Genomic DNA, 19,234 nt, shown 5'->3' on the forward strand with positions numbered 1-19,234 from the left:
TCCGGTGACCTCACTCAGCGTCTCGCTCGCGCGCGGGGCCCTCACCTCGCCGTTCAAGCGCGCCGGACGGCCGGACGCCACCCTGCCGCCCGACCGCCTCACCCGCCCCGCCGCGCCCGTCGCACCCGGGCCCCTCACCGCGTACGGGAGGATCTGCGGGTTCCCGGAATCCGGGCCGCTGCCGCTCACGTACCCGCATGTACTGGCCTTCCCGCTCACCATGCGGCTGATGACCGGCCGCGCCTTCCCGCTGCCGGTGCTCGGGCTCGTCCACACCTGGATCGAGATCACCCCGCACCGGACCGTGGAGCCCAATGAACCGCTCGAACTGACCGTGTACGCGGCCGGGTTGACCGCGCACCGGCGGGGCACCGAGGTCACGATGGCGACCGAGGCGCGGGTGGGCGGGGAGCTGGTGTGGGAGTCCCGCAGCGGCTATCTGTCCCGGCACCGGCAGGCCACCGCGGACACCCCGCCCACGCGGCGCTCCGCCCCCGCCCACGGCCCCGGTACCGCCGCCGTGAGCGCCACTTCGGGCCTCACCGCCCCCGAGGATCTTCCCGCCATCGCCGAGTGGAGGCTGCCCGGCGACCTCGGGCGGCGCTACGGGGCCGTCTCCGGGGACCGCAACCCGATCCACCTCCACCCGCTGACCGCCCGGCTGTTCGGCTTTCCCCGGGCCATCGCGCACGGCATGTGGACGGTCGCCCACTGCCTCGCCGAGACCGGGGACGCCGCCGGACTCGGTGTCATACGGGCTGAGTTCAAGGCTCCCGTCCTGCTGCCCGCCACCGTGACGTACGCCGCCGACGCCGCCGGGAGCGCCTTCGCGCTGCGCGGGCCGACGGGGCGCGTGCACCTGGCGGGGACGGTGACAAGGCAGGCCCGGGGGTCGCGGCCGGGGTGAGGGTGCCGTCACCGACGCGGCCGGCCCTCCCGCTCCAGGCCCGGACGGACGAGGGCACGGTCGTGGACGCGGCTCAGGAGCAGCAGGGCACAGACGGCGCCGATCAGGGCGCAGAACATGTCCCACTGGGTGTCCCACACGTCCCCCTGCGTTCCCAGGAACGCGTCCGCGGCCTCACCGCCGGCGACGGCCGCCAGCCATTCCAGCATCTCGAAGACGGCGCTGAAGGCCAGACAGGCGCAGACGGTGAGGACGGCGAGCCAGCGGCTGCCGCGCAGAGGGGAGGTGCGGACGAGCAGTTCGCGCACGAGGATGGCCGGGACGAAGCCCTGCACGAGGTGGCCGAAGCGGTCGTAGGGGTTGCGTTCCCATCCGAGCCAGTCGCGCACCCAGTCCCCCACCGGCACCTCCGCGTAGGTGTAGTGGCCGCCCACGATGAGCACCAGGGCATGCGCCGCCAGCAGACCGCAGAGCAGGCCACTCAGCGGGAAACGGTTGCGGAACAGGATGATCAGCGGCAGGCCCGCCATCACCCACACCGTCTCCAGCAGCCAGGTGGTCGGGTCGGCGGCGCCTGACCTCGACACGACGAGCGCCGCGGTCACCGCGACGGCAAGGGCGGTCGGCAGCCGGCGGCTCGACGACAGCCGCACGTCCAGCGACGGGGCGGGGTTCGGGGTGGTGGCGGCCATCGCCTGCTCCTAGGAGGTCGGTTCGGGCCGCCAGTCTCAACCTCGCGGGCAAGCGCCTTCTTGAGTACATGTACTCAACCAGCGGCCGGTGAAGATGAGTTGCTACCCACCCACCCCGGGATGGCCCGCCGCGACCGTCAGGGGGCGTCTGTCCGTCCCGGCCCGATCGGGAAGGCGTCTTCACGCCGCCGGAGGAGTCCAGGGACGAGCGTGCATCAGGTTCTCCAGGCCCGCCCAGGCGAAGTTCATGAGGGTCGCCGCGGCCTCCTTCGCCGAGACGTCCGGGGTGTCGTTGGCCCAGCCCGCCAGCGACTCCGCGGCCCCCACCAGCGCCTGCGCGAGCCCCGCCACGTCCCGGTCCGCGAGTGCGGGGTCGCTGTGCGCCTCGCGGGCGGCGGCCCCGATCAGGCCCGTCACGAACGCGACGATCTCGTCCCGCATTCCGCCGATCTCGGTGACGAACGGCTCCCCGTGCGAACGCGCCTGGCGGTGCAGGACCGACCAGCCGTCCGGGTTCTCGGCGGTGTGGAGGAAGAACGCCCGCAGTCCCGACCACAGTTGGCCGTCGGCGGGCAGCCCCGGCTCCGCCCCGGCCCGCACCGCCTCCAGAAGGGCGTTCGCCTCGCGGCGGATGCAGGCGGAGAACAGCTCTTCCTTGGAGTTCAGGTACAGGTAGACCAACGGCTTGGACACGCCCGCCAGCTCCGCGATCTCGTCCATCGAGGCGGCCCGGTAGCCGCGCTGCCCGAAGGTCCGCACCGCGGCGTCCATCATCTGCTGCTCGCGCACGGCGCGCGGCATCCGTTTGCTCTTCACTGCACCCACGTCGATCCTCCCCGCCCCCACTGCCCTGCTCCCGCCCCAGGGTACGGCGGCGCGCGGCCCGGCGTCGTGGGGAACGATCACCGGGGGCGGGGACGGCCCGGTGCGACCGGCGGAGGAGAGGGGTCATCCCCTGGTCCGACGACGGATCCACCCGGCGTCCGATGCGGGCCGTTCGAGCCCCCGCCTAGCGTTGCGAACATGACGATCTCCCTTCGCAACGGACCGGCCGGGGTCGCCGCGACCGCCGCGGCGCTCGCCCTGACCGCTCTGGCCGCGCTGGCCACGGCCGCGCCCGCCTCGGCGTCCGGCCCGGCGCCGGCCACCGCCTTAACCCCCGCCTCCACCGCCTCCGGCGACCTGGCCGAGTCGACCCCGCCGACGCTTCCCCGCCCCACCGGCCGGTACGCCACCGGCCGCGACACCCTGTTCCTGACCGACCACGCGCGCCGCGACCCCTGGGTGCCGGCCGCCGGGCCGCGCCAGTTGCTGGTGTCGCTGAACTACCCGGCCCGCCCCGGCACCGGCGGCGACCCGGCCCCGTACATGACGGCGGAAGAGGCGCGGCTGATGCTCGCGCAGCGCGGTCTTGAGGACGTCGTGGAGCCCGAGCTGGTCGGCGCCACCCGCACCCATGCCCGTACGGCGGCCCGCCCGGCCCCGGGCCGCTTCCCCCTGGTCCTGCTCTCCCCCGGCTTCGGCACGCCCCGGGCCACGTTGACCGGGCTCGCGGAGGAGCTGGCGAGCCGGGGTTACGTCGTGGCGACCGCGGACCATCCGTACGAGTCGACCGGTACGCAACTGCCCGACGGGCGGGTCCTCACCTGTGCGGCCTGCGACAAGCTGGACGCGCAGCCCGACGACGCCGCGCGGCGGGCGGTCCTGGCCGCCGTCTCCGCCGGGCGGGCCGACGACTTCTCGTTCCTGCTGGACCGGCTGACCGGCCCGGACCCGGCATGGCGGCACGCCCGGACGATCGACCCGCAGCGGGTGGGCATGGCCGGCCACTCCATCGGGGGCAACGCGGCCTCCTCCACGATGGCCGCCGACCCCCGGGTGGACGCGGGCGTCAACATGGACGGCACGTTCTTCGACCCGGCCCCCGCCCGGGGACTGGACGGGCGGCCGTTCCTGATGCTGGGCACCGACCCCGGGCACGGCCCCGGTGGCGGCGACACGTCCTGGGACGACGCCTGGGACCGGCTGGACGGCTGGAAGCGGTGGCTGACGGTGCGGGACTCCGGGCACTTCACCTTCACGGACACCCCGGAGATCGGTGAGCAGCTCGGCATCGCGGACCCGGACGCTCCGCTGTCCGCCGCCCGCTCGACCACGATCACCAGGAGCTATGTGACGGCCTTCTTCGACCGGAGCCTGCGCGGCCGGCCGGCCCGGCTGCTGAACGGCCCGACCCCGGCCAACCCCGAGGTCCTCTTCCAGCGCCCCTGACCGTACGCGGACACGACCGCGCCCCCGGCCCACGTACGGAACGTGGGCCGGGGGCGCGGTCGTGCGGGGCGGGTGCCGCCCGCGATGTCAGGCGGGAGCCGGCAGGGTCACCTTCTGCTCGGCACCGCGGACGTCGTCCTGGCCGAAGGCCTCCAGCGGGGAGGACGAGGCCGAGTTGTACGCGTCGTGGTCGAGGATCTTCTCCCGGGCCGAGACGATCACCGGGACCAGCGCCTGGCCGGCCACGTTGGTGGCGGTGCGCATCATGTCGAGGATCGGGTCGATGGCCATCAGCAGGCCGACGCCCTCCAGCGGGAGGCCCAGCGTGGAGAGGGTGAGGGTCAGCATGACCGTCGCGCCGGTGAGCCCGGCGGTGGCCGCCGAGCCGATCACCGAGACGAAGGCGATCAGGAGGTAGTCGCCGATGCCCAGCTGCACGTCGAAGATCTGCGCGATGAAGATCGCGGCCAGCGCCGGGTAGATCGCGGCGCAGCCGTCCATCTTCGTGGTCGCGCCGAACGGGACGGCGAAGGAGGCGTACTCCTTCGGAACGCCGAGGCGCTCGGTGACCTTCTGGGTGACCGGCATGGTGCCGACCGAGGAGCGGGAGACGAAGGCGAGCTGGATCGCGGGCCAGGCGCCCTTGTAGAACTGGAGCGGGCTGACCTTGGCGACGGTGGCCAGGAGCAGCGGGTAGACGCCGAACATCACCAGGGCGCAGCCGATGTAGACGTCGGCGGTGAACGTCGCGTACTTGCCGATGAGGTCCCAGCCGTAGTCGGCGATGGCGTAGCCGATGAGGCCGACGGTGCCGATCGGGGCGAGGCGGATGACCCACCACAGGGCCTTCTGGAGCAGCTCCAGGACCAACTGGCTGAGGGTGAGGATCGGCTTGGCCTTCTCGCCGAGCTTGAGGGCGGCGATTCCGGCGACGGCGGCCATGAACACGATCTGGAGCACGTTCAGCTCGGTGAACGGCGTGATCACGTTGTCCGGGACGATGCCGGTCAGGAAGTCGATCCAGCTGCCCTTGGTCTCGGAGAGCGCGCCGTCCTTCGGCGTGAGGCCGGTGCCGGAGCCCGGGTTGGTGATCAGGCCGATCGCGAGGCCGATGGCGACCGCGATCAGCGAGGTGATCATGAACCAGAGCAGGGTGCGGGTCGCGAGCCGGGCGGCGTTGTTGACCTGGCGCAGGTTGGTGATCGACACGAGGATCGCGAAGAAGACCAGCGGGGCGACGGCCAGCTTCAGCAGCTGGACGAAGAGCGAGCCGATCTCGTCGAGGGTGGTGACGAGCCAGCCGAGGTCCTGGCTGCGGGCCAGCCAGCCGAGCAGCACGCCGAGGACCAGACCGGCGACGATCTGGGCCCAGAACGGGACCCTGGGTATACGGAAACCGGGGCCGGAGCCGGTGGGCTGCTCGGCCTCGGGGGCGGCGGACGCGGGGTTCGCGGACACGGACACACTCCAACTGGGGACGCATCGGGACGCACGGATCCATCCGTGCGGTCGTGCGGTGGAACGGGGACGGGGTCGCGGCGCCCGCGTCGAGGGGCGGCGCCGCTGCATGATGCCGTATCAGACCTCGCGGCAACAGACCGCGGACATACAGCGGCAGAGATCGACATGCAGGCGCGCCACGAGCGGGATGCTCGCGGCATGGCGGAGGCGCACAGCTGTCTTCACATCGAATACGTTAACACTTGAACTTTGAGAACCTCAAAGCCTTTCTTTGGCTCCCCGGTAGGGCCTCGCCGTGCGGAGAAGGCCGGAAAGCGCCGGAACACGGCGCAGAACGCCGCGGACCCCGGTGCTGGAGCCTGTCGGCTCCGGCCCGGGGTCCGGCGGAGAAGGGGTGCGCACGGGGTGCGCGTGTGAGGAAGCTTACGTGGCGCCTACAGGTGGTGCAGGTGCTACTGGACCGCGTCCTCGCGGGTGCGGTTGGCATCGAGGCGCGCCTTGGTGCGGTCGACGGTGGTGACGATCTGCTCGGACATCTCGTCACGCTGCTTGCGCAGCAGCACGTAGCTGAGCGGGGCGGAGAGGAGGAGGCCGAGGAGGATCACCCAGACGACGTTGGAGCCCCCGAGCCCTGCGGGCACCAGCCCGAAGTGAACGGCGACACCGGCGGCGAGGAAGCAGCCGACGAAGATCAGCAGGCGCAACGCCGTGTAACGGATCAAGGCGCTCGGCTTGGCAGCGGACACGGCTGGCCCTCTCTCTTCCCATGGACTCTCGACACGCTTCTGCCCGTCCAGTGAAGCATGGTCCGAATTCTCTCGGTTCAGGGGGTTGCCGGGCCCAGCGGGAGGAGCATGACGATGTCGTCCCGGTCGTCGCCGGGGGCGACCCGGATCGCGTCAGGCACCCGGCCGACCTCCTTGTAGCCGCAGGCGGCGTAGAAGCGGTCGGCACCGGTGCCGCCCCGGCAGGTGAGGCGGATCGCCTCGATGCCCTCGACGGAACGGGCGGCCTCGGCGGCGGCGGTCATGAGGTCGCGGCCGTACCCCTTGCCCTGGTGGCGGGGGTGGACCATGACGGTGTAGAGCCACAGCCAGTGCTTCATCAGCCGGTGGGTGTTCAGGGCGAGAAAGGCGGTGGCGGCGACGGCCCCGCCCTCGTCCCGGCCGACCACCAGCCGGGTGCGACCGTCCTCGATGGCGACCAGGTGCTTCAGCAGCTCGGGGCGGATCTCCTCGGCCGTGACGGGCGGAACGAAGCCGACGGCTCCGCCCGCGTTGGAGACATCGGCCCAGAGGGCGGTGATGCCGTCGCGCAGGGCGGGGGTGAACGAGGGATCCAGCTCGAAGGTAAGCGCCATAGGGGCAGACTAGCCATTACGTCTCATTCACCTCAACCCTGTCCGGAACGCGAGAAAGCCCCGGCCGGGGACGGCGGCCGGGGCTTTCGCCCGGTGCGGGTTCGGGCAGGGCGCGTGTCAGACGCGCATCGGCTGCGGCGACTCGCGCCGGTCCGCCTCGGGACCCGGGTACTCGCGCAGGATCTCGTACCGGGTGTTCCGCTCGACCGGCCGGAAACCGGCGTCGCGGATCAGGTCCAGCAGATCCTCACGGCCGAGCTTGTTCGGCGTGCCGAAGTCGTCGGCGTCGTGCGTGATCTTGTACTCGACGACCGAGCCGTCCATGTCGTCCGCGCCGTGCTGCAGCGCGAGCTGGGCGGTCTGCACACCGTGCATCACCCAGAACACCTTGACGTGCGGCACGTTGTCGAAGAGCAGCCGGGAGACCGCGAAGGTCTTCAGCGCCTCGGCGCCGGTCGCCATCGTGGTGCGCGCCTGGAGCTTGTTGCGGACCTTGCCGTCCTTCATGTCCACGAAGTCGTGCTGGTAGCGCAGCGGGATGAAGACCTGGAAGCCGCCGGTCTCGTCCTGCATCTCCCGCAGCCTCAGCACGTGGTCGACGCGGTGACGGGGCTCCTCGATGTGCCCGTACAGCATCGTCGCGGGGGTCTTGAGCCCCTTCTCGTGCGCGAGGCGGTGGATGCGCGACCAGTCCTCCCAGTGGGTGCGGTGGTCGACGATGTGCTGGCGGATCTCCCAGTCGAAGATCTCCGCGCCGCCGCCGGTCAGCGATTCGAGACCGGCTTCGATCAGCTCGTCGAGGATCTCGGAGGCGGAGAGGCCGGAGATCGTCTCGAAGTGGTGGATCTCCGTCGCCGTGAACGCCTTCAGCGCGACCTCGGGCAGGGCTTCCTTCAGCGCGCTGAGCGAGCGCGGGTAGTAGCGCCACGGGAGGGTGGGGTGCAGACCGTTGACGATGTGCAGCTCGGTGAGGTTCTCGCCCTGCATCGCCTTGGCGAGACGGACGGCCTCCTCGATGCGCATCGTGTACGCGTCCTTCTCGCCCGGCTTGCGCTGGAACGAGCAGTACGCGCACGAGGCGGTGCACACGTTGGTCATGTTGAGGTGCCGGTTGACGTTGAAGTGCACCACGTCGCCGTTCTTGCGCGTGCGCACCTCGTGCGCCAGCCCGCCCAGCCACGCCAGGTCGTCCGAGGCGTAGAGGGCGATCCCGTCCTCGCGGGTCAGCCGCTCGCCGGCCCGGACCTTCTCCTCCAGCTCGCGCTTGAGTCCCGCGTCCACTAGGCCGCCTCCCATATCTCCGTGTATCAGACTCCGACCAACCGTACGCCTACGCCTCTTCGGGGAGTTCTCCGACCCGGTTCTCCCACTTGGTGGAGAGCACGATCGTCGTACGCGTCCGGGAGACGCCCTTCGTGCCGCTGAGGCGGCGGATCGTCTTCTCCAGGCCGTCCACGTCGCCGACCCGGACCTTGAGCATGTACGAGTCGTCGCCCGCGATGAACCAGGCGTCCTCGATCTCCGCGAGGTCCTTCAGCCGGTGCGCCACGTCCTCGTGGTCGGCCGCGTCCGAGAGCGAGATCCCGATCAGCGCGGTCACGCCGAGCCCCAGCGACGCGGAGTCGACGGTGGCGCGGTAGCCGGTGATGACCCCGGCGGTTTCCAGCCGGTTGATGCGGTCGGTGACGCTGGGCCCGGAGAGCCCCACGAGCCGTCCCAGCTCGGCGTACGAGGCCCTGCCGTTCTCCCTGAGGGCCTGGATGAGCTGCCTGTCCACCGCGTCCATATGACTGAAACCTTCCATTGTTCAGCAGTACCGCGAGTTTACGTGTAGAATCTAAGGCATGCGGGGCTGACACCCTGCAAATCTTCTAGAACATCCAAGAAACGCTTTCGAATCTTCAGGAGTGAACTTCACCGTGTACACGATCGAGATGGCCTACGCCCGGATGCGCGAGCTGCAGGACCTGGCCAACCGCTCGCGTGCCCACCAGCCCGCCGCCGCGCACCGCGTCGACAAGACCCGCACCCCGCGCGCGCACAAACAGCGCTGACCAGGTCCTATCGGTCCTGAGCGCCTCGGGAACCGCCACCGAGCTCTCCTTCCCAACGGCGGTACAGCCGGTGCGGCACGCCGCCCGCGTCCAGCACCCGGCCCGCGACGAAATCCACCAGATCCTGGATGTGCGTCGCACCCGCGTAGAACGCCGGAGAGGCGGGCAGCACGACCGCGCCCGCCTCGTCCAGGGCCACCATCTGCTTCAGCGTCTGGCCGCTCAGCGGCGTCTCGCGCACCGCGACGACGAGCGGGCGGCGCTCCTTGAGCGTCACGCTCGCGGCCCGCTGGAGCAGATCCTTCGACAGACCGAGCGCCACTCCGGCCACACAGGCCGTCGAGGCCGGCACGATGAGCATCCCCCGCGCCGGGTACGACCCGGAGGACGGCCCGGCCGCCAGATCACCGGCGGACCAGTGGCGTACGCGCTCCAGCTCCGCGTCCCCCAACGCGAACGCGTCCGGCTTCCCGTCGGCCCCCCGCTCCAGCCAGGTCCGCAGATCCTCGCGCCAGTGCCCGTCCCGGAACGCGATGCCCGTCTCGTCCAGCAGCGTGAGCCGCGAGGCCCGGCTCACCACCAGGTCCACGCTCTCGCCCGCCGCCAGCAGCCCGCGCAGAACGGCGGCCGCGAACGGGGTACCCGAAGCGCCCGACACCCCGACAATCCAAGGCCGCCGCTGCTGATGAGTCACTGAAGTCCTGGATTCCACACCCGCGAGCCTATCCGCCACGCCGTCCCGCCCGGCACCCGGAACCGGGCGGGCGCCGCAGACGTTCACCGGGTGACGGGCAACCCGGGGCAGGGGCAGACCATGGGCGACTACTGGACCACCGACCGCACCGCGGGCAACGGCACCACCGGCGGTGCGCGGGCCCTGACCGCCGGGATCCTGATGGCGGGCTGGGTGGCCCTGCTGTGGGTCCTCGAAGGGATCGACACGGCCACGGGCAACGCCCTGGACACCTACGGCATCAGCCCGCGCGAGACGGCGGAGCTGCGGGACGTGGTGCCCGCCGCGTTCCTGCACAGCGGCTGGGAACACCTGGCCTCCAACAGCGTCCCGCTGCTGGTCCTCGGCTTCATCGCCGCCCTCGCGGGGCTGCGCCGGTTCGCCGCCGTCGTCGTGACGATCATCCTGGTCAGCGGCCTCGGCGTCTGGCTGACCGCCCCGCCGGACACGGTGACGCTCGGCGCGTCCGGCGTGGTCTTCGGGCTGTTCGGCTATCTGCTGGTCCGCGGCTTCGTGGACCGCCGCCCCTGGGACGTCCTCATAGGCGTCGGCGTCGCCGTCGTCTACGGCTCGCTGCTGTGGGGCGTCCTGCCGACCGACTCGGGCGTCAGCTGGCAGGGCCACCTGTTCGGGCTGGCCGGCGGGGTGGCGGCGGCCTTCTTCTTCCGTCGCCCGCGCCGCGCGCCGGACAACCTGGTCACGGTCTGAGAGGCCTCACGGCGTGAGGCCTCGCACCAGCAGGTCGAGCAGCGCGCAGGCGAACAGCGCGATGCCGATGAAGCCGTTGACGGAGAAGAACGCCCGGTTCAGCCGGGACAGGTCGTGCGGCCGCACCACCCGGTGCTCGTACACGAACGCCACCGCGACGACGGCCATGCCGATCCAGTAGAAGGCCTCGGCGCCCGTGGCCAGCCCGAACCACACCAGCAGCCCGGTCGTGACCGCGTGGCACACCCGCGCGCCCCACAGCGCGGCCGGGATCCCGAAGCGCGCCGGGAAGGAGAGCACCCCCTGGGCCCGGTCGGCCTGGACGTCCTGGCAGGCGAAGATCAGGTCGAAGCCGCCGATCCAGATGCCCACGGCGAGCCCGAGGATCACCGCGTCCCACGACCAGCTGCCCGTCACCGCGAGCCAGGCGCCGACCGGCCCGATGGCCTGTGCGAGGCCCAGGATGGCGTGCGGGAAGTTCGTGAACCGCTTGCCGTACGGGTAGATCACCATCGGCACGACGGCCAGCGGCGCGAGCGCCAGGCACAGCGGGTTGAGCAGGGCCGCCGCGCCCAGGAAGACGGCCAGCGCGACGAACGCGCCGGTCCACGCGGACTTCACGGACACCGCGCCGGTCACCAGCTCACGGCCTGCGGTCCGCGGATTCCGGGCGTCGATCTCCCGGTCGATGATCCGGTTGGCGGCCATCGCGAACGTCCGCAGCCCCACCATCGCCAGCGTGACGAGCAGCAGCGTCCCCCAGTGGATGGTGCCGTCCAGCAGGAACATCGCGGTCAGCGCGGCGATGTACGCGAACGGCAGCGCGAAGACCGAGTGCTCGATCATCACGAGCCGCAGGAAGGCCGGTACACCCCCGCGTCGTCGGGGAAGCTCGGCCTCGGCGCTGCCGTCGCCCATCGTGAAGGCGTCGCTCACAGCCCGTATTCCTTCCAGCGACGGTCGACCTTCGCCGCCGTCTCCGGGTCGGAGACGACCATCTCCGGCCATCCGCCGTCCCGGGTGTAGCCCTCCGTGGGCAGCTTCCGGGTGGCGTCGATGCCCGCCTTGCCGCCCCAGAACTGCTGGTACGAGGCATGGTCCAGGTGGTCGACCGGCCCCTCGGTGACCGTGAGGTCGCGGGCGTAGTCGGTATTGCCGAGCGCCCGCCAGGCGACCTCGTGCAGATCGTGGACGTCGCAGTCGGCGTCCACCACCACGATCAGCTTGGTCAGCGACATCATGTGCGCGCCCCAGATCGCGCTCATGACCTTCTGGGCGTGCTTCGGGTACTTCTTGTCGATCGAGACGATCGCGCAGTTGTGGAAGCCGCCCGACTCCGGCAGGTGGTAGTCCACGATGTCCGGCACGATGATCTTCAGCAGCGGCAGGAAGAAACGTTCCGTGGCCCGGCCGAGCGGCCCGTCCTCGGTCGGCGGGCGGCCCACCACGATGGACTGGAGCAGCGGCCGCTTCCGCATGGTGACGCAGTCGATGGTCAGTGCGGGGAACGGTTCCTGCGGGGTGTAGAAGCCGGTGTGGTCCCCGAACGGGCCCTCGGGGAGCATCTCGCCCGGCTCCAGCCAGCCCTCGATGACGACCTCCGCCTGCGCGGGGACCTGGAGCGGCACGGTCTTGCAGTCGACCATCTCGATCCGCTTGCCCTGGATGAACCCGGCGAAGAGGTACTCGTCGATGTCCCCGGGCAGCGGCGCGGTGGAGGCGTACGTCACGGCGGGCGGCGCGCCGAAGGCGATGGCGACCGGCAGCCGCTCACCGCGCCGGGCGGCGACCTGGTAGTGGTTGGCGCTGTCCTTGTGGATCTGCCAGTGCATCCCGATGGTGCGCTTGTCGTGGCGCTGGAGCCGGTAGAGGCCCAGGTTCCGGACGCCGTTCTCGGGGTGCTTGGTGTGGGTGAGGCCGAGGTTGAAGAACGAGCCGCCGTCCTCGGGCCAGGTGAACAGCGCGGGCAGCTTCTCCAGGTCGACGTCGTCGCCGGTCAGCACCACTTCCTGGACGGGCGCGTCGCCGGACTTCACCTTCTTCGGCGGCACGTGCACCATCGAGCCGAGCTTCCCGAAGGCCTCCCGCACCCCGACGAAGCCCTGCGGCAGCTCCGGCTTCAGGAGTCCGCCGATCTTGTCGCTGATGTCGCTGTACGACTTCAGCCCGAGCGCCTTGAGCAGGCGCCGGTCGGTACCGAAGACGTTCATGGCCAGGGGCATCGAGGCCCCCTTGACGTTCTCGAACAGCAGGGCCGGACCGCCCGCCTTGTTGACCCGGTCGACGATCTCGCCGACCTCCAGGTGGGGGTCGACCTCGACCTTGACGCGCTTGAGATCACCATCGCGCTCAAGAGCCCGGAGCAGGGAGCGAAGATCGTCGTAAGCCATGCGGTCCAGTTTGTCATCCCCGCCCCCGCGGCCCCGCCGGGGCTCCCCCGGCCACGCACACCGAAAGTCCGCCGACCGTCCGCGCACCCGCCCGGCGAGTACGGCTCCGGGCCCCGGCTCCTTCATGCCGAGCCGGTACCCTGGCCGCGATACCGGGCAATCATCCCGCCCGCCGCCGCTTCCTGGGGGACGCACCATGAGAGCCCTGATGATCATCGTCCCGCTGGCTCTGACGATCTACGCGTTCATCGACTGCCTGAACACCTCCGAGGAGGACACCAAGCATCTGCCGAAGATCGCCTGGGTCTTCATCATCCTGCTGTTCTGGGTCGTCGGCCCGGTCGTGTGGCTCGCCGCCGGCAAGACCCGCCACAACAGCGCCGGAGGCACGGGACCCGCCTCGTGGCAGCGGAACCGGCGGCAGCGGTGGGTGGCCCCGGACGACAACCCGGACTTCCTCAAGTCGCTCAAGGACGACAAGGACGCCGAGGAGGAGCGGGGGCGCCGCGACGGCGGTACGGGCCCCGACGACAAGACCCCGCCCGCGTCCTGACGGGCCGTTCCCGCCGCCGGGGGTGACGCCTCGCCCCCCACCGGCGCCCGCACGAAGACGCCCCGGACGGAGATCCGTCCGGGGCGTCCTGTGTCGGTGCCGTGTGCGGTGCGCCGCGTGACGCGGTCTCAGACCCCCGCGTAGGAGTGCAGGCCGGAGACGAAGATGTTCACGCCGTAGTAGTTGAACAGCCAGCAGGCGAAGGCGACGAGCGCCAGGTAGGCGGCCTTGCGGCCCTTCCAGCCGGCGGTGGCACGGGCGTGCAGATAGGCGGCGTAGGCGACCCAGGTGATGAAGGACCAGACCTCCTTGGGGTCCCAGCCCCAGTACCGGCCCCAGGCGTCGCCCGCCCAGATCGCGCCGGCGATGATCGTGAACGTCCACAGCGGGAAGACGGCCGCGTTGACCCGGTACGAGAACGTGTCCAGCGAGGACGCCGAGGGCAGCCGCTCCATGACCGAGGAGGCGAACTTCCCGGGCGTGCCGCCGGAGGCGAGCTTGGTCTCGTAGTTGTCGCGGAAGAGGTAGAGGACCGTGCCGACGGCGCCGAGGTAGAAGACGGCGCCGCAGATGATCGCGGTCGAGACGTGGATCCACAGCCAGTACGAGTGCAGGGCGGGCACCAGCTGGTCGCTGTCGGTGTAGAGCGTCGTGACCGCGATGCCGAGGTCCAGCAGGACGGTGGTGACCAGCGGAAGGCCGATCCAGCGGACGTTCTTCTTCAGGGCGAGCAGCACCAGGTAGGAGCCGACCGCCACCGTGGAGAAGGTGATGGAGAACTCGTACATGTTGGCCCAGGGGGCCCGCTGCACGGACAGGGCGCGGGTGGCGACGCCGCTCGCCTCGACGAGGAACGCCACCACGGTCAGCGAGACCGCGATCCGGCCCCACAGGTCGCCCTTGAACGTACCTCCGGCCGCACCCGGGCCGTCGGGCACGTCGCGCGCCCCGGTGGCGGAGCGGGTGATGACCTCGGGGCGGTCCAGCACGGCCGTGCCACCGGCCCGCGCCTTCCCCGCGGTGGCGGCGGAGGCGGCGGAGACGGAAGCACCGGCTCCGGAGGCGGACAGCGCGGCAGCGGTGCGGCCGACCTTGCTGCGGCTGCCGAGGACCCACTCCGCGATATGCGCGAAGAAGGCCAGGGTGTAGACGGCCATCGACGAATAGATCAGCACATTGCTGGTGTTCGCCAGACTCTCGTTGGTTGCGGCGGCGAGATTCACTTCTCAGCCCCTTCGACAGGTGCTTCGGCAGGATGTACGGGCCGGCTCCCGGCCTCGTTCGTGGCATCGGTCGTGGCGTCGGTCGTGCCGGGCCCGCCCGGCGTGTCCGGATCCTTCGGTGTGTCCGGGGCCTCCGGTGTGTCCGGGGCCTCCGCGGCGACGGGGGCGGTGGCGACCACGGCGGCCGACAGGTCGCCCAGTTCCTCGGGGAGCCTCGCGGACTCGCTGCGGCCCAGGCCCGCCATCTCCACGACCGTGACGCCGTCGGCGCCCCGGGCCGCCCGCACCCACACCCGGCGGCGCTGGATGAACAGCGAGCCGGCGAGGCCGGCGACGGCGGCGACGGCTCCGGCGAGCGCCCAGCCGTTGCCCGGCTGCTGCGAGATCTGGAAGCTGGCCCACTCCTCGACGCCGTCGAACGTGATGGAGCCGGCACCGTCGGGCAGGTCCAGCTTCTCGCCGGGCATCAGCATCTTCTTGAGGAGCTCGCCGTCCTCGCCCTTGAACTCCTTCATCTTGGACGTGTCGAGCTGGTAGACGTTCTGCGCGAGCCCGGAGTCGACGCCGAGGGAGCCCTGGTAGGCGCTGAGCGCCAGCACGGGGAAGTCCAGGCCGGGGAACTGCGAGAACATCTGGCCCTTGCCCTCGCCGGCGAACGTCGGCACGAAGAAGGCCTTGAAGCCCAGCTGGGTCTTCTTGCCGTTCTTGTCCTTGTAGCCGTCCATCACCTTGATGGCGCCGGACGAGGTGATGTTGTCGTCGATCGGCAGCAGCGGGACGGCGGACCGCGAGACGACCTCGCCCTTGCCGTCCCGGACGGTGACGACGGGGGCGTAGCCGTGGGCGATCAGGTAGACCTTGGTGCCGTCCACGACGAGCGGCTCGTTGACCTTGATGACGTCCTTGCGTTCCGCGCCCTCGGCGCCCTCGGTGTAGGTCACCCGGGCCTCGAAGGTGCGCGGGGTACCGCGCTGCGGGCCGTTCTTCTCGTACGTACCGACGAAGTCGTCGAGCACGAAGCTGAACGGGGCCAGGGAGTCGGAGTCGTAGAGCGAGCCGGACTTGAAGTCGTCGTACTGGGTGAGCGTGTTGGAGAAGCCGTCGCCCTCGACGATCAGCTTGCCGCCCTCGGACTTGAAGAGCTCCCCGGAGGCGAAGGCCACCAGCATCACGATCAGGGCGATGTGGAAGACCAGGTTCCCGGCCTCGCGGAGGTAGCCCTTCTCGGCGGCGACCGCGTCGCCCGCCTCGTGCGCCCGGAAGCGCCGCTTGCGCAGGACCCCGAGGGCCGCCTCGCGGACCTCCTCGGGCTCGGCCTCCGTGCGCCAGGTGGTGTACGCGGGAAGCCGGGTCAGCCGCTTCGGCGCGCCCGGCGGGCGGCTGCGCAGCTGGCCGACGAACTGGCCGGTGCGCGGCACGATGCAGCCGATGAGCGAGACGAACAGCAGGATGTAGATCGCGGAGAACCACACCGAGCTGTAGACGTCGAAGAGCTGGAGCTTCTCGTAGACCGGGGTCAGGGTGGTGTGCTGGTCCTTGAAGGCCTGCACCTTCATGTCGTCGACGCTGGTCTGCGGGATCAGCGAACCCGGGATCGCGCCGAGGGAGAGCAGGAAGAGCAGGATCAGGGCCACCCGCATCGAGGTGAGCTGACGCCAGAACCAGCGCGCCCAGCCGATCACGCTCATCGCGGGCACGCCCGCCCCGGTGTCGGCGCGCTCCTCGCGGGGCGCGGTGGAGAGCCGTTCGCCCGCCGCGCCGTGGGCGGAGCCCTGGCCGCGCTCGTCCTCGCGCTGCCGCGTCTCCGTGCCGTTCGACTTGCTCATTGAACTCAGATCCCTACAACGAAGCCGCTGGACCAGCTCTGCATGTGCTGCATGAGCGTGGCCCACACGCCGGTCAGCAGCAGGATTCCGGTCACGATCATCATGCCGCCGCCGATCCGCATCACCCATGCGTAGTGGCGTTTGACCCAGCCGAACGCGCCGAGCGCCTTGCGGAAGGCGACCGCGGCGAGGACGAACGGGACACCGAGACCGAGACAGTACGCGACGGTCAGTATCGCGCCGCGTCCGGCGGTGCCCTCGGTGAACGCGAGCGTGCTCACGGCGGCGAAGGTCGGACCGATGCAGGGGGTCCAGCCGATCCCGAAGAGCGCGCCCAGCAGCGGTGCGCCGGCCAGTCCGGTCACCGGCCGCTTGTGGAACCGGAACTCGCGCTGCGTCACCCCCGGCAGGAGCCCCATGAAGAAGACCCCCATGAGGATCATCAGGACGCCGAGGATCCTGTTGAACAGCTCGGCGTGTACCTGGAGCTCCCGGCCGAAGTAGCCGAAGAGGGCCCCGCCCGAGACGAAGACGGCGGTGAAGCCGAGCACGAAGAGGATGGCGCCCGCCACGACGCGGCCCCGGCGCGCATCGGCGAGGTCGGTGCCGCTGACCCCGGTGACGTAACTCAGATAGCCGGGTACGAGGGGCAGCACGCACGGGGAGAAGAACGAGATGAGGCCGGCCAGCAGGGCGATGGGCAGGGACACCAGGAGGGTCCCGCTCATGACGGTCTCGTTGTACGCGGCCAGCGTGACGGCCCCGTGGTGGGCGGCGAGCGTGGTCACCGGATCACTTCTCCGCGATGATCGGGTCGATCATCTTGCGCAGCTCGTCCGCGTCGAGCGCCTGGAGCGTGCGGGCCGCGATCTTCCCGTCCCGGTCGATGACCACGGTGGACGGGATGGCCTGCGGGTTCAGGGTGCCCTTGGGGAAGCGGAGGATGAGCTTGCCGATCGGGTCGTAGAAGCTCGGGTACTCGACCCCGTAGTCCTTCTCGAAGTTGATCGCGGCGTCCCGCTGGGCGTCACGGGTGTTTATTCCGAGGAACTGGACGCCCTGGTCCGCCGTCTCCTGGGAGACCTGCGCGAAGTACTTCGCCTCCAGGCGACAGGGGCCGCACCAGGAGCCCCAGACGTTGAGCACGACGACCTTGCCCTGGTAGTCGGCGAGGTCGAGCGGCTTGCCGTCCAGACCGTTGCCGTCGAGCTTCGGCGCCGCCACCCGGTCACCCTTGGCGACGGTGGAGATGCCTCCGCTGCCGGTGACGAAGTTGGTGTTGCCTCCGCCTCCGGTCGTGTTGCCGTCACCACACGCGGACAGCGTCAGGGCACCGGCCACAGCGGTGGCGGCGAGCAGGGTGAAGCGGCGTCGGGATGCGCGGCCAAAGCTCATGTGAAAAGTTTCGCATGGCAGTTTCCGGGTTCCCCCGCGCCCCCCTCGGTGCCCGTAAAGCCCCTTGTCAAGCCTGTTTAAAGAAGGAGTTCCAACCGCCGGCGGGCGCCTGTCCGACGTCCAGCGTCCGGAGCTTGGCGAGCACGGCGGGATCCTGTACGTCGAGCCAGTCGACGTACTGCCGGAACGAGACGAGACGCACGTCGTCCTTGTCCGCCACCTTCTTGATCACTTCTTCCACGGCGTCCATATAGATGCCGCCGTTCCACTCCTCGAAGTGGTTGCCGATGTAGAACGGCGCACGATTCGACTCGTACGCGCGCTGGAAACCGGCAAGATACGCCCCGGTGGCCTGCGTGCGCCAGCCCGGATAGCGCGAGGGCATGCCCTTCGTCGAATTCTTCGACTGATTGGCGAGGATGTTGTAGTCCATCGAGAGCACCTCGAAGGAGTGCCCGGGGAACGGCATCGCCTGCAGCGGCAGATCCCAGACGCCGCCGCGCTTCACGGGCCAGGTCTGACGGCCGCCGGGCGAACTGGCGTCGTAGCGCCAGCCCAGCTTGCGGGCGGTCGGCAGGAGATTGTCCTGGCCGAGCAGGCAGGGGGTACGGCCGCCGATCAGTTCCTTGCGGTAGTCGAACGGAAGCGGATCCTCGTTCTCCCAGCCGGTGTTCGTCCGCCATTCCGTGACGAACGACACAGCCTGATTGATCTCGCTGTGCCATTGGGCGGGCGTCCAGCGCTCCACGGATCCGGAACCGCCGCAGAAATGCCCGTTGAAGTGGGTGCCGATCTCGTGGCCGTCCAGCCACGCCTGGCGCACGTACGTCAGCGTGTCCTTGACGTGATCGTCGGTGAGATAGCCGATGTCGGAGGCGCCGCGGGGGTTGTTCGGCGGACGGTAGAGGGATTTCTTCGACTCGGGCAGCAGATAGATCCCGGAGAGGAAGAACGTCATGGCCGCATCGTGTTCCTTGGCCAGTTCGAGAAAGCGCGGGAAGAGCCCGTTGCCGACCTCGCCCGCACCGTCCCAGGAAAAGATCACGAACTGCGGCGGCTTCTGGCCGGGTTCCAGCGGAACAGGGGCCTGCGGCTGGTTGGGCTGTTTGCCGGTGTCGGCGGTCGAGCCGTCACCGATCAGCCGGACCTTGTTCTTCGGTGCGCCGTTTCCGCTGCCGTTGCCGTTGCCGCTGCCGCCGGTGTCGCCCTTGCCGCCCTGGCCGGACCCTCCGTCGCCGGAGGAGCCCGAGGTGCCACAGCCGGCGAGTCCGATCGCGGCTGCGGCGCCGAGCCCCGCCCCGAGCAGGCCCCTTCGGTTGATGTCGCGCATACCGTCCCCATCTGCGGTCGTTTTATCTCATGCCCATACAAACTGCTGAAGGGTTAGATGAGGCGCGTAACACGTCGGTTCCGTGCATTTGGGGACTTTCTTTACGCTTCACCTTGCCGACCGTCCGGTCGATCATGGTGCGACGCCCGTGCGGCACCCGTACACCCTTGCGGGCAGCTCTGAGGGGGGACGCAGAGGCGGCCCTCCGCAGTTCTCCCGTCGGCCGACAGGGCGGCTTCCCTGGAACGTCGAACTCATGCGCGGACGCGGAGGGCCGCCCCGGCCGCCCGGCCGCCTGCCACGGTGGACGGTGTGGGTGAAGCCGCGTACC

20 protein-coding genes are annotated in these 19,234 nt (G+C 70.4%); 5 read left to right on the forward strand and 15 right to left on the reverse strand.

The features are described from left to right. Positions 1 to 4 precede the first annotated feature (4 nt). The gene (locus CR470_RS06710; protein ID WP_097866693.1) at positions 5 to 907 is read left to right on the forward strand and encodes a MaoC/PaaZ C-terminal domain-containing protein; all 903 of its coding nucleotides are present in this window, start codon (positions 5 to 7) and stop codon (positions 905 to 907) included. An 8-nt stretch (positions 908 to 915) separates the two neighbouring features. Here the strand turns inward: CR470_RS06710 and CR470_RS06715 are convergent, their stop codons facing one another. Together CR470_RS06715 and CR470_RS06720 are read right to left on the reverse strand one after the other, a co-directional pair. Then, positions 916 to 1,599, reverse strand: coding sequence for a DUF2238 domain-containing protein (locus CR470_RS06715; RefSeq protein WP_097866667.1), 684 nt, complete (start codon positions 1,597 to 1,599; stop codon positions 916 to 918). Positions 1,600 to 1,779: 180 nt separating this feature from the next. Further along, positions 1,780 to 2,424 carry a TetR/AcrR family transcriptional regulator gene (locus CR470_RS06720; protein WP_097866668.1) on the reverse strand — a complete coding sequence of 215 codons (645 nt, stop codon included), beginning with the start codon at positions 2,422 to 2,424 and terminating at the stop codon, positions 1,780 to 1,782. A 198-nt stretch (positions 2,425 to 2,622) separates the two neighbouring features. Here CR470_RS06720 and CR470_RS06725 point away from each other — a divergent pair, with 198 nt between their 5' ends. Beyond that, positions 2,623 to 3,870 carry an alpha/beta hydrolase family protein gene (locus CR470_RS06725; RefSeq protein ID WP_097866669.1) on the forward strand — a complete coding sequence of 416 codons (1,248 nt, stop codon included), beginning with the start codon at positions 2,623 to 2,625 and terminating at the stop codon, positions 3,868 to 3,870. 87 nt (positions 3,871 to 3,957) lie between these two features. Here CR470_RS06725 and CR470_RS06730 read toward each other — a convergent pair whose 3' ends face one another. The 5 genes from CR470_RS06730 to CR470_RS06750 form a co-directional block, all read right to left on the reverse strand. Next, a complete protein-coding gene (locus tag CR470_RS06730) occupies positions 3,958 to 5,328 on the reverse strand; it encodes a dicarboxylate/amino acid:cation symporter (protein WP_097866694.1) in 1,371 nt (456 codons plus the stop codon). Between the two features lie 455 nt (positions 5,329 to 5,783). Continuing rightward, complete coding sequence (locus tag CR470_RS06735; RefSeq protein ID WP_097866670.1) at positions 5,784 to 6,077, reverse strand: DUF4229 domain-containing protein; 294 nt, start codon at positions 6,075 to 6,077, stop codon at positions 5,784 to 5,786. A gap of 77 nt (positions 6,078 to 6,154) precedes the next feature. Further along, the gene (locus tag CR470_RS06740) at positions 6,155 to 6,691 is read right to left on the reverse strand and encodes a GNAT family N-acetyltransferase (protein WP_097866671.1); all 537 of its coding nucleotides are present in this window, start codon (positions 6,689 to 6,691) and stop codon (positions 6,155 to 6,157) included. Positions 6,692 to 6,808: 117 nt separating this feature from the next. Further along, positions 6,809 to 7,972: an aminofutalosine synthase MqnE gene (gene mqnE / locus CR470_RS06745; protein ID WP_097866672.1), complete on the reverse strand. Its 1,164-nt coding sequence runs from the start codon at positions 7,970 to 7,972 to the stop codon at positions 6,809 to 6,811. Between the two features lie 49 nt (positions 7,973 to 8,021). Beyond that, entirely contained in the window at positions 8,022 to 8,477 is a 456-nt protein-coding gene (locus tag CR470_RS06750; RefSeq protein WP_097866673.1) for an Lrp/AsnC family transcriptional regulator, read from the reverse strand. A 121-nt stretch (positions 8,478 to 8,598) separates the two neighbouring features. Here CR470_RS06750 and CR470_RS39435 point away from each other — a divergent pair, with 121 nt between their 5' ends. After that, positions 8,599 to 8,745, forward strand: a complete 147-nt coding sequence (locus CR470_RS39435) for a hypothetical protein (RefSeq protein WP_179892168.1) — start codon at positions 8,599 to 8,601, stop codon at positions 8,743 to 8,745. A gap of 7 nt (positions 8,746 to 8,752) precedes the next feature. On the opposite strand, the gene CR470_RS06755 is transcribed toward CR470_RS39435, so the two are convergent. After that, positions 8,753 to 9,439 carry a UbiX family flavin prenyltransferase gene (locus CR470_RS06755; RefSeq protein WP_097866674.1) on the reverse strand — a complete coding sequence of 229 codons (687 nt, stop codon included), beginning with the start codon at positions 9,437 to 9,439 and terminating at the stop codon, positions 8,753 to 8,755. A gap of 120 nt (positions 9,440 to 9,559) precedes the next feature. Here CR470_RS06755 and CR470_RS06760 point away from each other — a divergent pair, with 120 nt between their 5' ends. Next, on the forward strand, positions 9,560 to 10,186 hold the full coding sequence (locus CR470_RS06760; RefSeq protein ID WP_097866695.1) for a rhomboid family intramembrane serine protease: 627 nt from the start codon (positions 9,560 to 9,562) through the stop codon (positions 10,184 to 10,186). Positions 10,187 to 10,192: 6 nt separating this feature from the next. Here the strand turns inward: CR470_RS06760 and mqnP are convergent, their stop codons facing one another. Together mqnP and CR470_RS06770 are read right to left on the reverse strand one after the other, a co-directional pair. Continuing rightward, entirely contained in the window at positions 10,193 to 11,104 is a 912-nt protein-coding gene (gene mqnP / locus CR470_RS06765; protein ID WP_097866696.1) for a menaquinone biosynthesis prenyltransferase MqnP, read from the reverse strand. 14 nt (positions 11,105 to 11,118) lie between these two features. Next, the gene (locus CR470_RS06770; protein WP_097866675.1) at positions 11,119 to 12,576 is read right to left on the reverse strand and encodes a menaquinone biosynthesis decarboxylase; all 1,458 of its coding nucleotides are present in this window, start codon (positions 12,574 to 12,576) and stop codon (positions 11,119 to 11,121) included. A gap of 208 nt (positions 12,577 to 12,784) precedes the next feature. Between CR470_RS06770 and CR470_RS06775 the strand changes: the two genes are divergently transcribed. Further along, entirely contained in the window at positions 12,785 to 13,129 is a 345-nt protein-coding gene (locus CR470_RS06775; protein WP_097866676.1) for a PLD nuclease N-terminal domain-containing protein, read from the forward strand. A 128-nt stretch (positions 13,130 to 13,257) separates the two neighbouring features. Here the strand turns inward: CR470_RS06775 and ccsB are convergent, their stop codons facing one another. From ccsB to CR470_RS06800, 5 genes are all read right to left on the reverse strand, one after another. Beyond that, complete coding sequence (ccsB, locus tag CR470_RS06780; RefSeq protein ID WP_097866677.1) at positions 13,258 to 14,352, reverse strand: c-type cytochrome biogenesis protein CcsB; 1,095 nt, start codon at positions 14,350 to 14,352, stop codon at positions 13,258 to 13,260. Then, positions 14,349 to 16,178: a cytochrome c biogenesis protein ResB gene (gene resB / locus CR470_RS06785; RefSeq protein ID WP_097866678.1), complete on the reverse strand. Its 1,830-nt coding sequence runs from the start codon at positions 16,176 to 16,178 to the stop codon at positions 14,349 to 14,351. Before resB ends, ccsB begins: the two co-directional genes overlap by 4 nt. Before the next feature lie 5 nt (positions 16,179 to 16,183). Continuing rightward, positions 16,184 to 16,966, reverse strand: coding sequence for a cytochrome c biogenesis CcdA family protein (locus tag CR470_RS06790; protein ID WP_097866679.1), 783 nt, complete (start codon positions 16,964 to 16,966; stop codon positions 16,184 to 16,186). Positions 16,967 to 16,970: 4 nt separating this feature from the next. Continuing rightward, positions 16,971 to 17,573 carry a TlpA family protein disulfide reductase gene (locus tag CR470_RS06795; RefSeq protein ID WP_097866680.1) on the reverse strand — a complete coding sequence of 201 codons (603 nt, stop codon included), beginning with the start codon at positions 17,571 to 17,573 and terminating at the stop codon, positions 16,971 to 16,973. A 67-nt stretch (positions 17,574 to 17,640) separates the two neighbouring features. After that, entirely contained in the window at positions 17,641 to 18,903 is a 1,263-nt protein-coding gene (locus CR470_RS06800; protein WP_097866681.1) for a hypothetical protein, read from the reverse strand. Positions 18,904 to 19,234: the final 331 nt, after the last annotated feature.

The organism is Streptomyces sp. rh34, assembly GCF_002551245.1.
Classification (GTDB): Bacteria; Actinomycetota; Actinomycetes; order Streptomycetales; family Streptomycetaceae; genus Streptomyces.

Bases quoted from the DNA above. Each gene is read 5' to 3' on its own strand.
- CR470_RS06715 (WP_097866667.1), bottom strand. From the start codon at position 1,599: ATGGCCGCCACCACCCCGAACCCCGCCCCGTCGCTGGACGTGCGGCTG.
- CR470_RS06725 (WP_097866669.1), top strand. From the start codon at position 2,623: ATGACGATCTCCCTTCGCAACGGACCGGCCGGGGTCGCCGCGACCGCC.
- CR470_RS06740 (WP_097866671.1), bottom strand. From the start codon at position 6,691: ATGGCGCTTACCTTCGAGCTGGATCCCTCGTTCACCCCCGCCCTGCGC.
- CR470_RS06750 (WP_097866673.1), bottom strand. From the start codon at position 8,477: ATGGACGCGGTGGACAGGCAGCTCATCCAGGCCCTCAGGGAGAACGGC.
- CR470_RS06760 (WP_097866695.1), top strand. From the start codon at position 9,560: ATGGGCGACTACTGGACCACCGACCGCACCGCGGGCAACGGCACCACC.
- mqnP (WP_097866696.1), bottom strand. From the start codon at position 11,104: ATGGGCGACGGCAGCGCCGAGGCCGAGCTTCCCCGACGACGCGGGGGT.
- CR470_RS06770 (WP_097866675.1), bottom strand. From the start codon at position 12,576: ATGGCTTACGACGATCTTCGCTCCCTGCTCCGGGCTCTTGAGCGCGAT.
- CR470_RS06775 (WP_097866676.1), top strand. From the start codon at position 12,785: ATGATCATCGTCCCGCTGGCTCTGACGATCTACGCGTTCATCGACTGC.
- resB (WP_097866678.1), bottom strand. From the start codon at position 16,178: ATGAGCAAGTCGAACGGCACGGAGACGCGGCAGCGCGAGGACGAGCGC.
- CR470_RS06795 (WP_097866680.1), bottom strand. From the start codon at position 17,573: ATGAGCTTTGGCCGCGCATCCCGACGCCGCTTCACCCTGCTCGCCGCC.
- CR470_RS06800 (WP_097866681.1), bottom strand. From the start codon at position 18,903: ATGCGCGACATCAACCGAAGGGGCCTGCTCGGGGCGGGGCTCGGCGCC.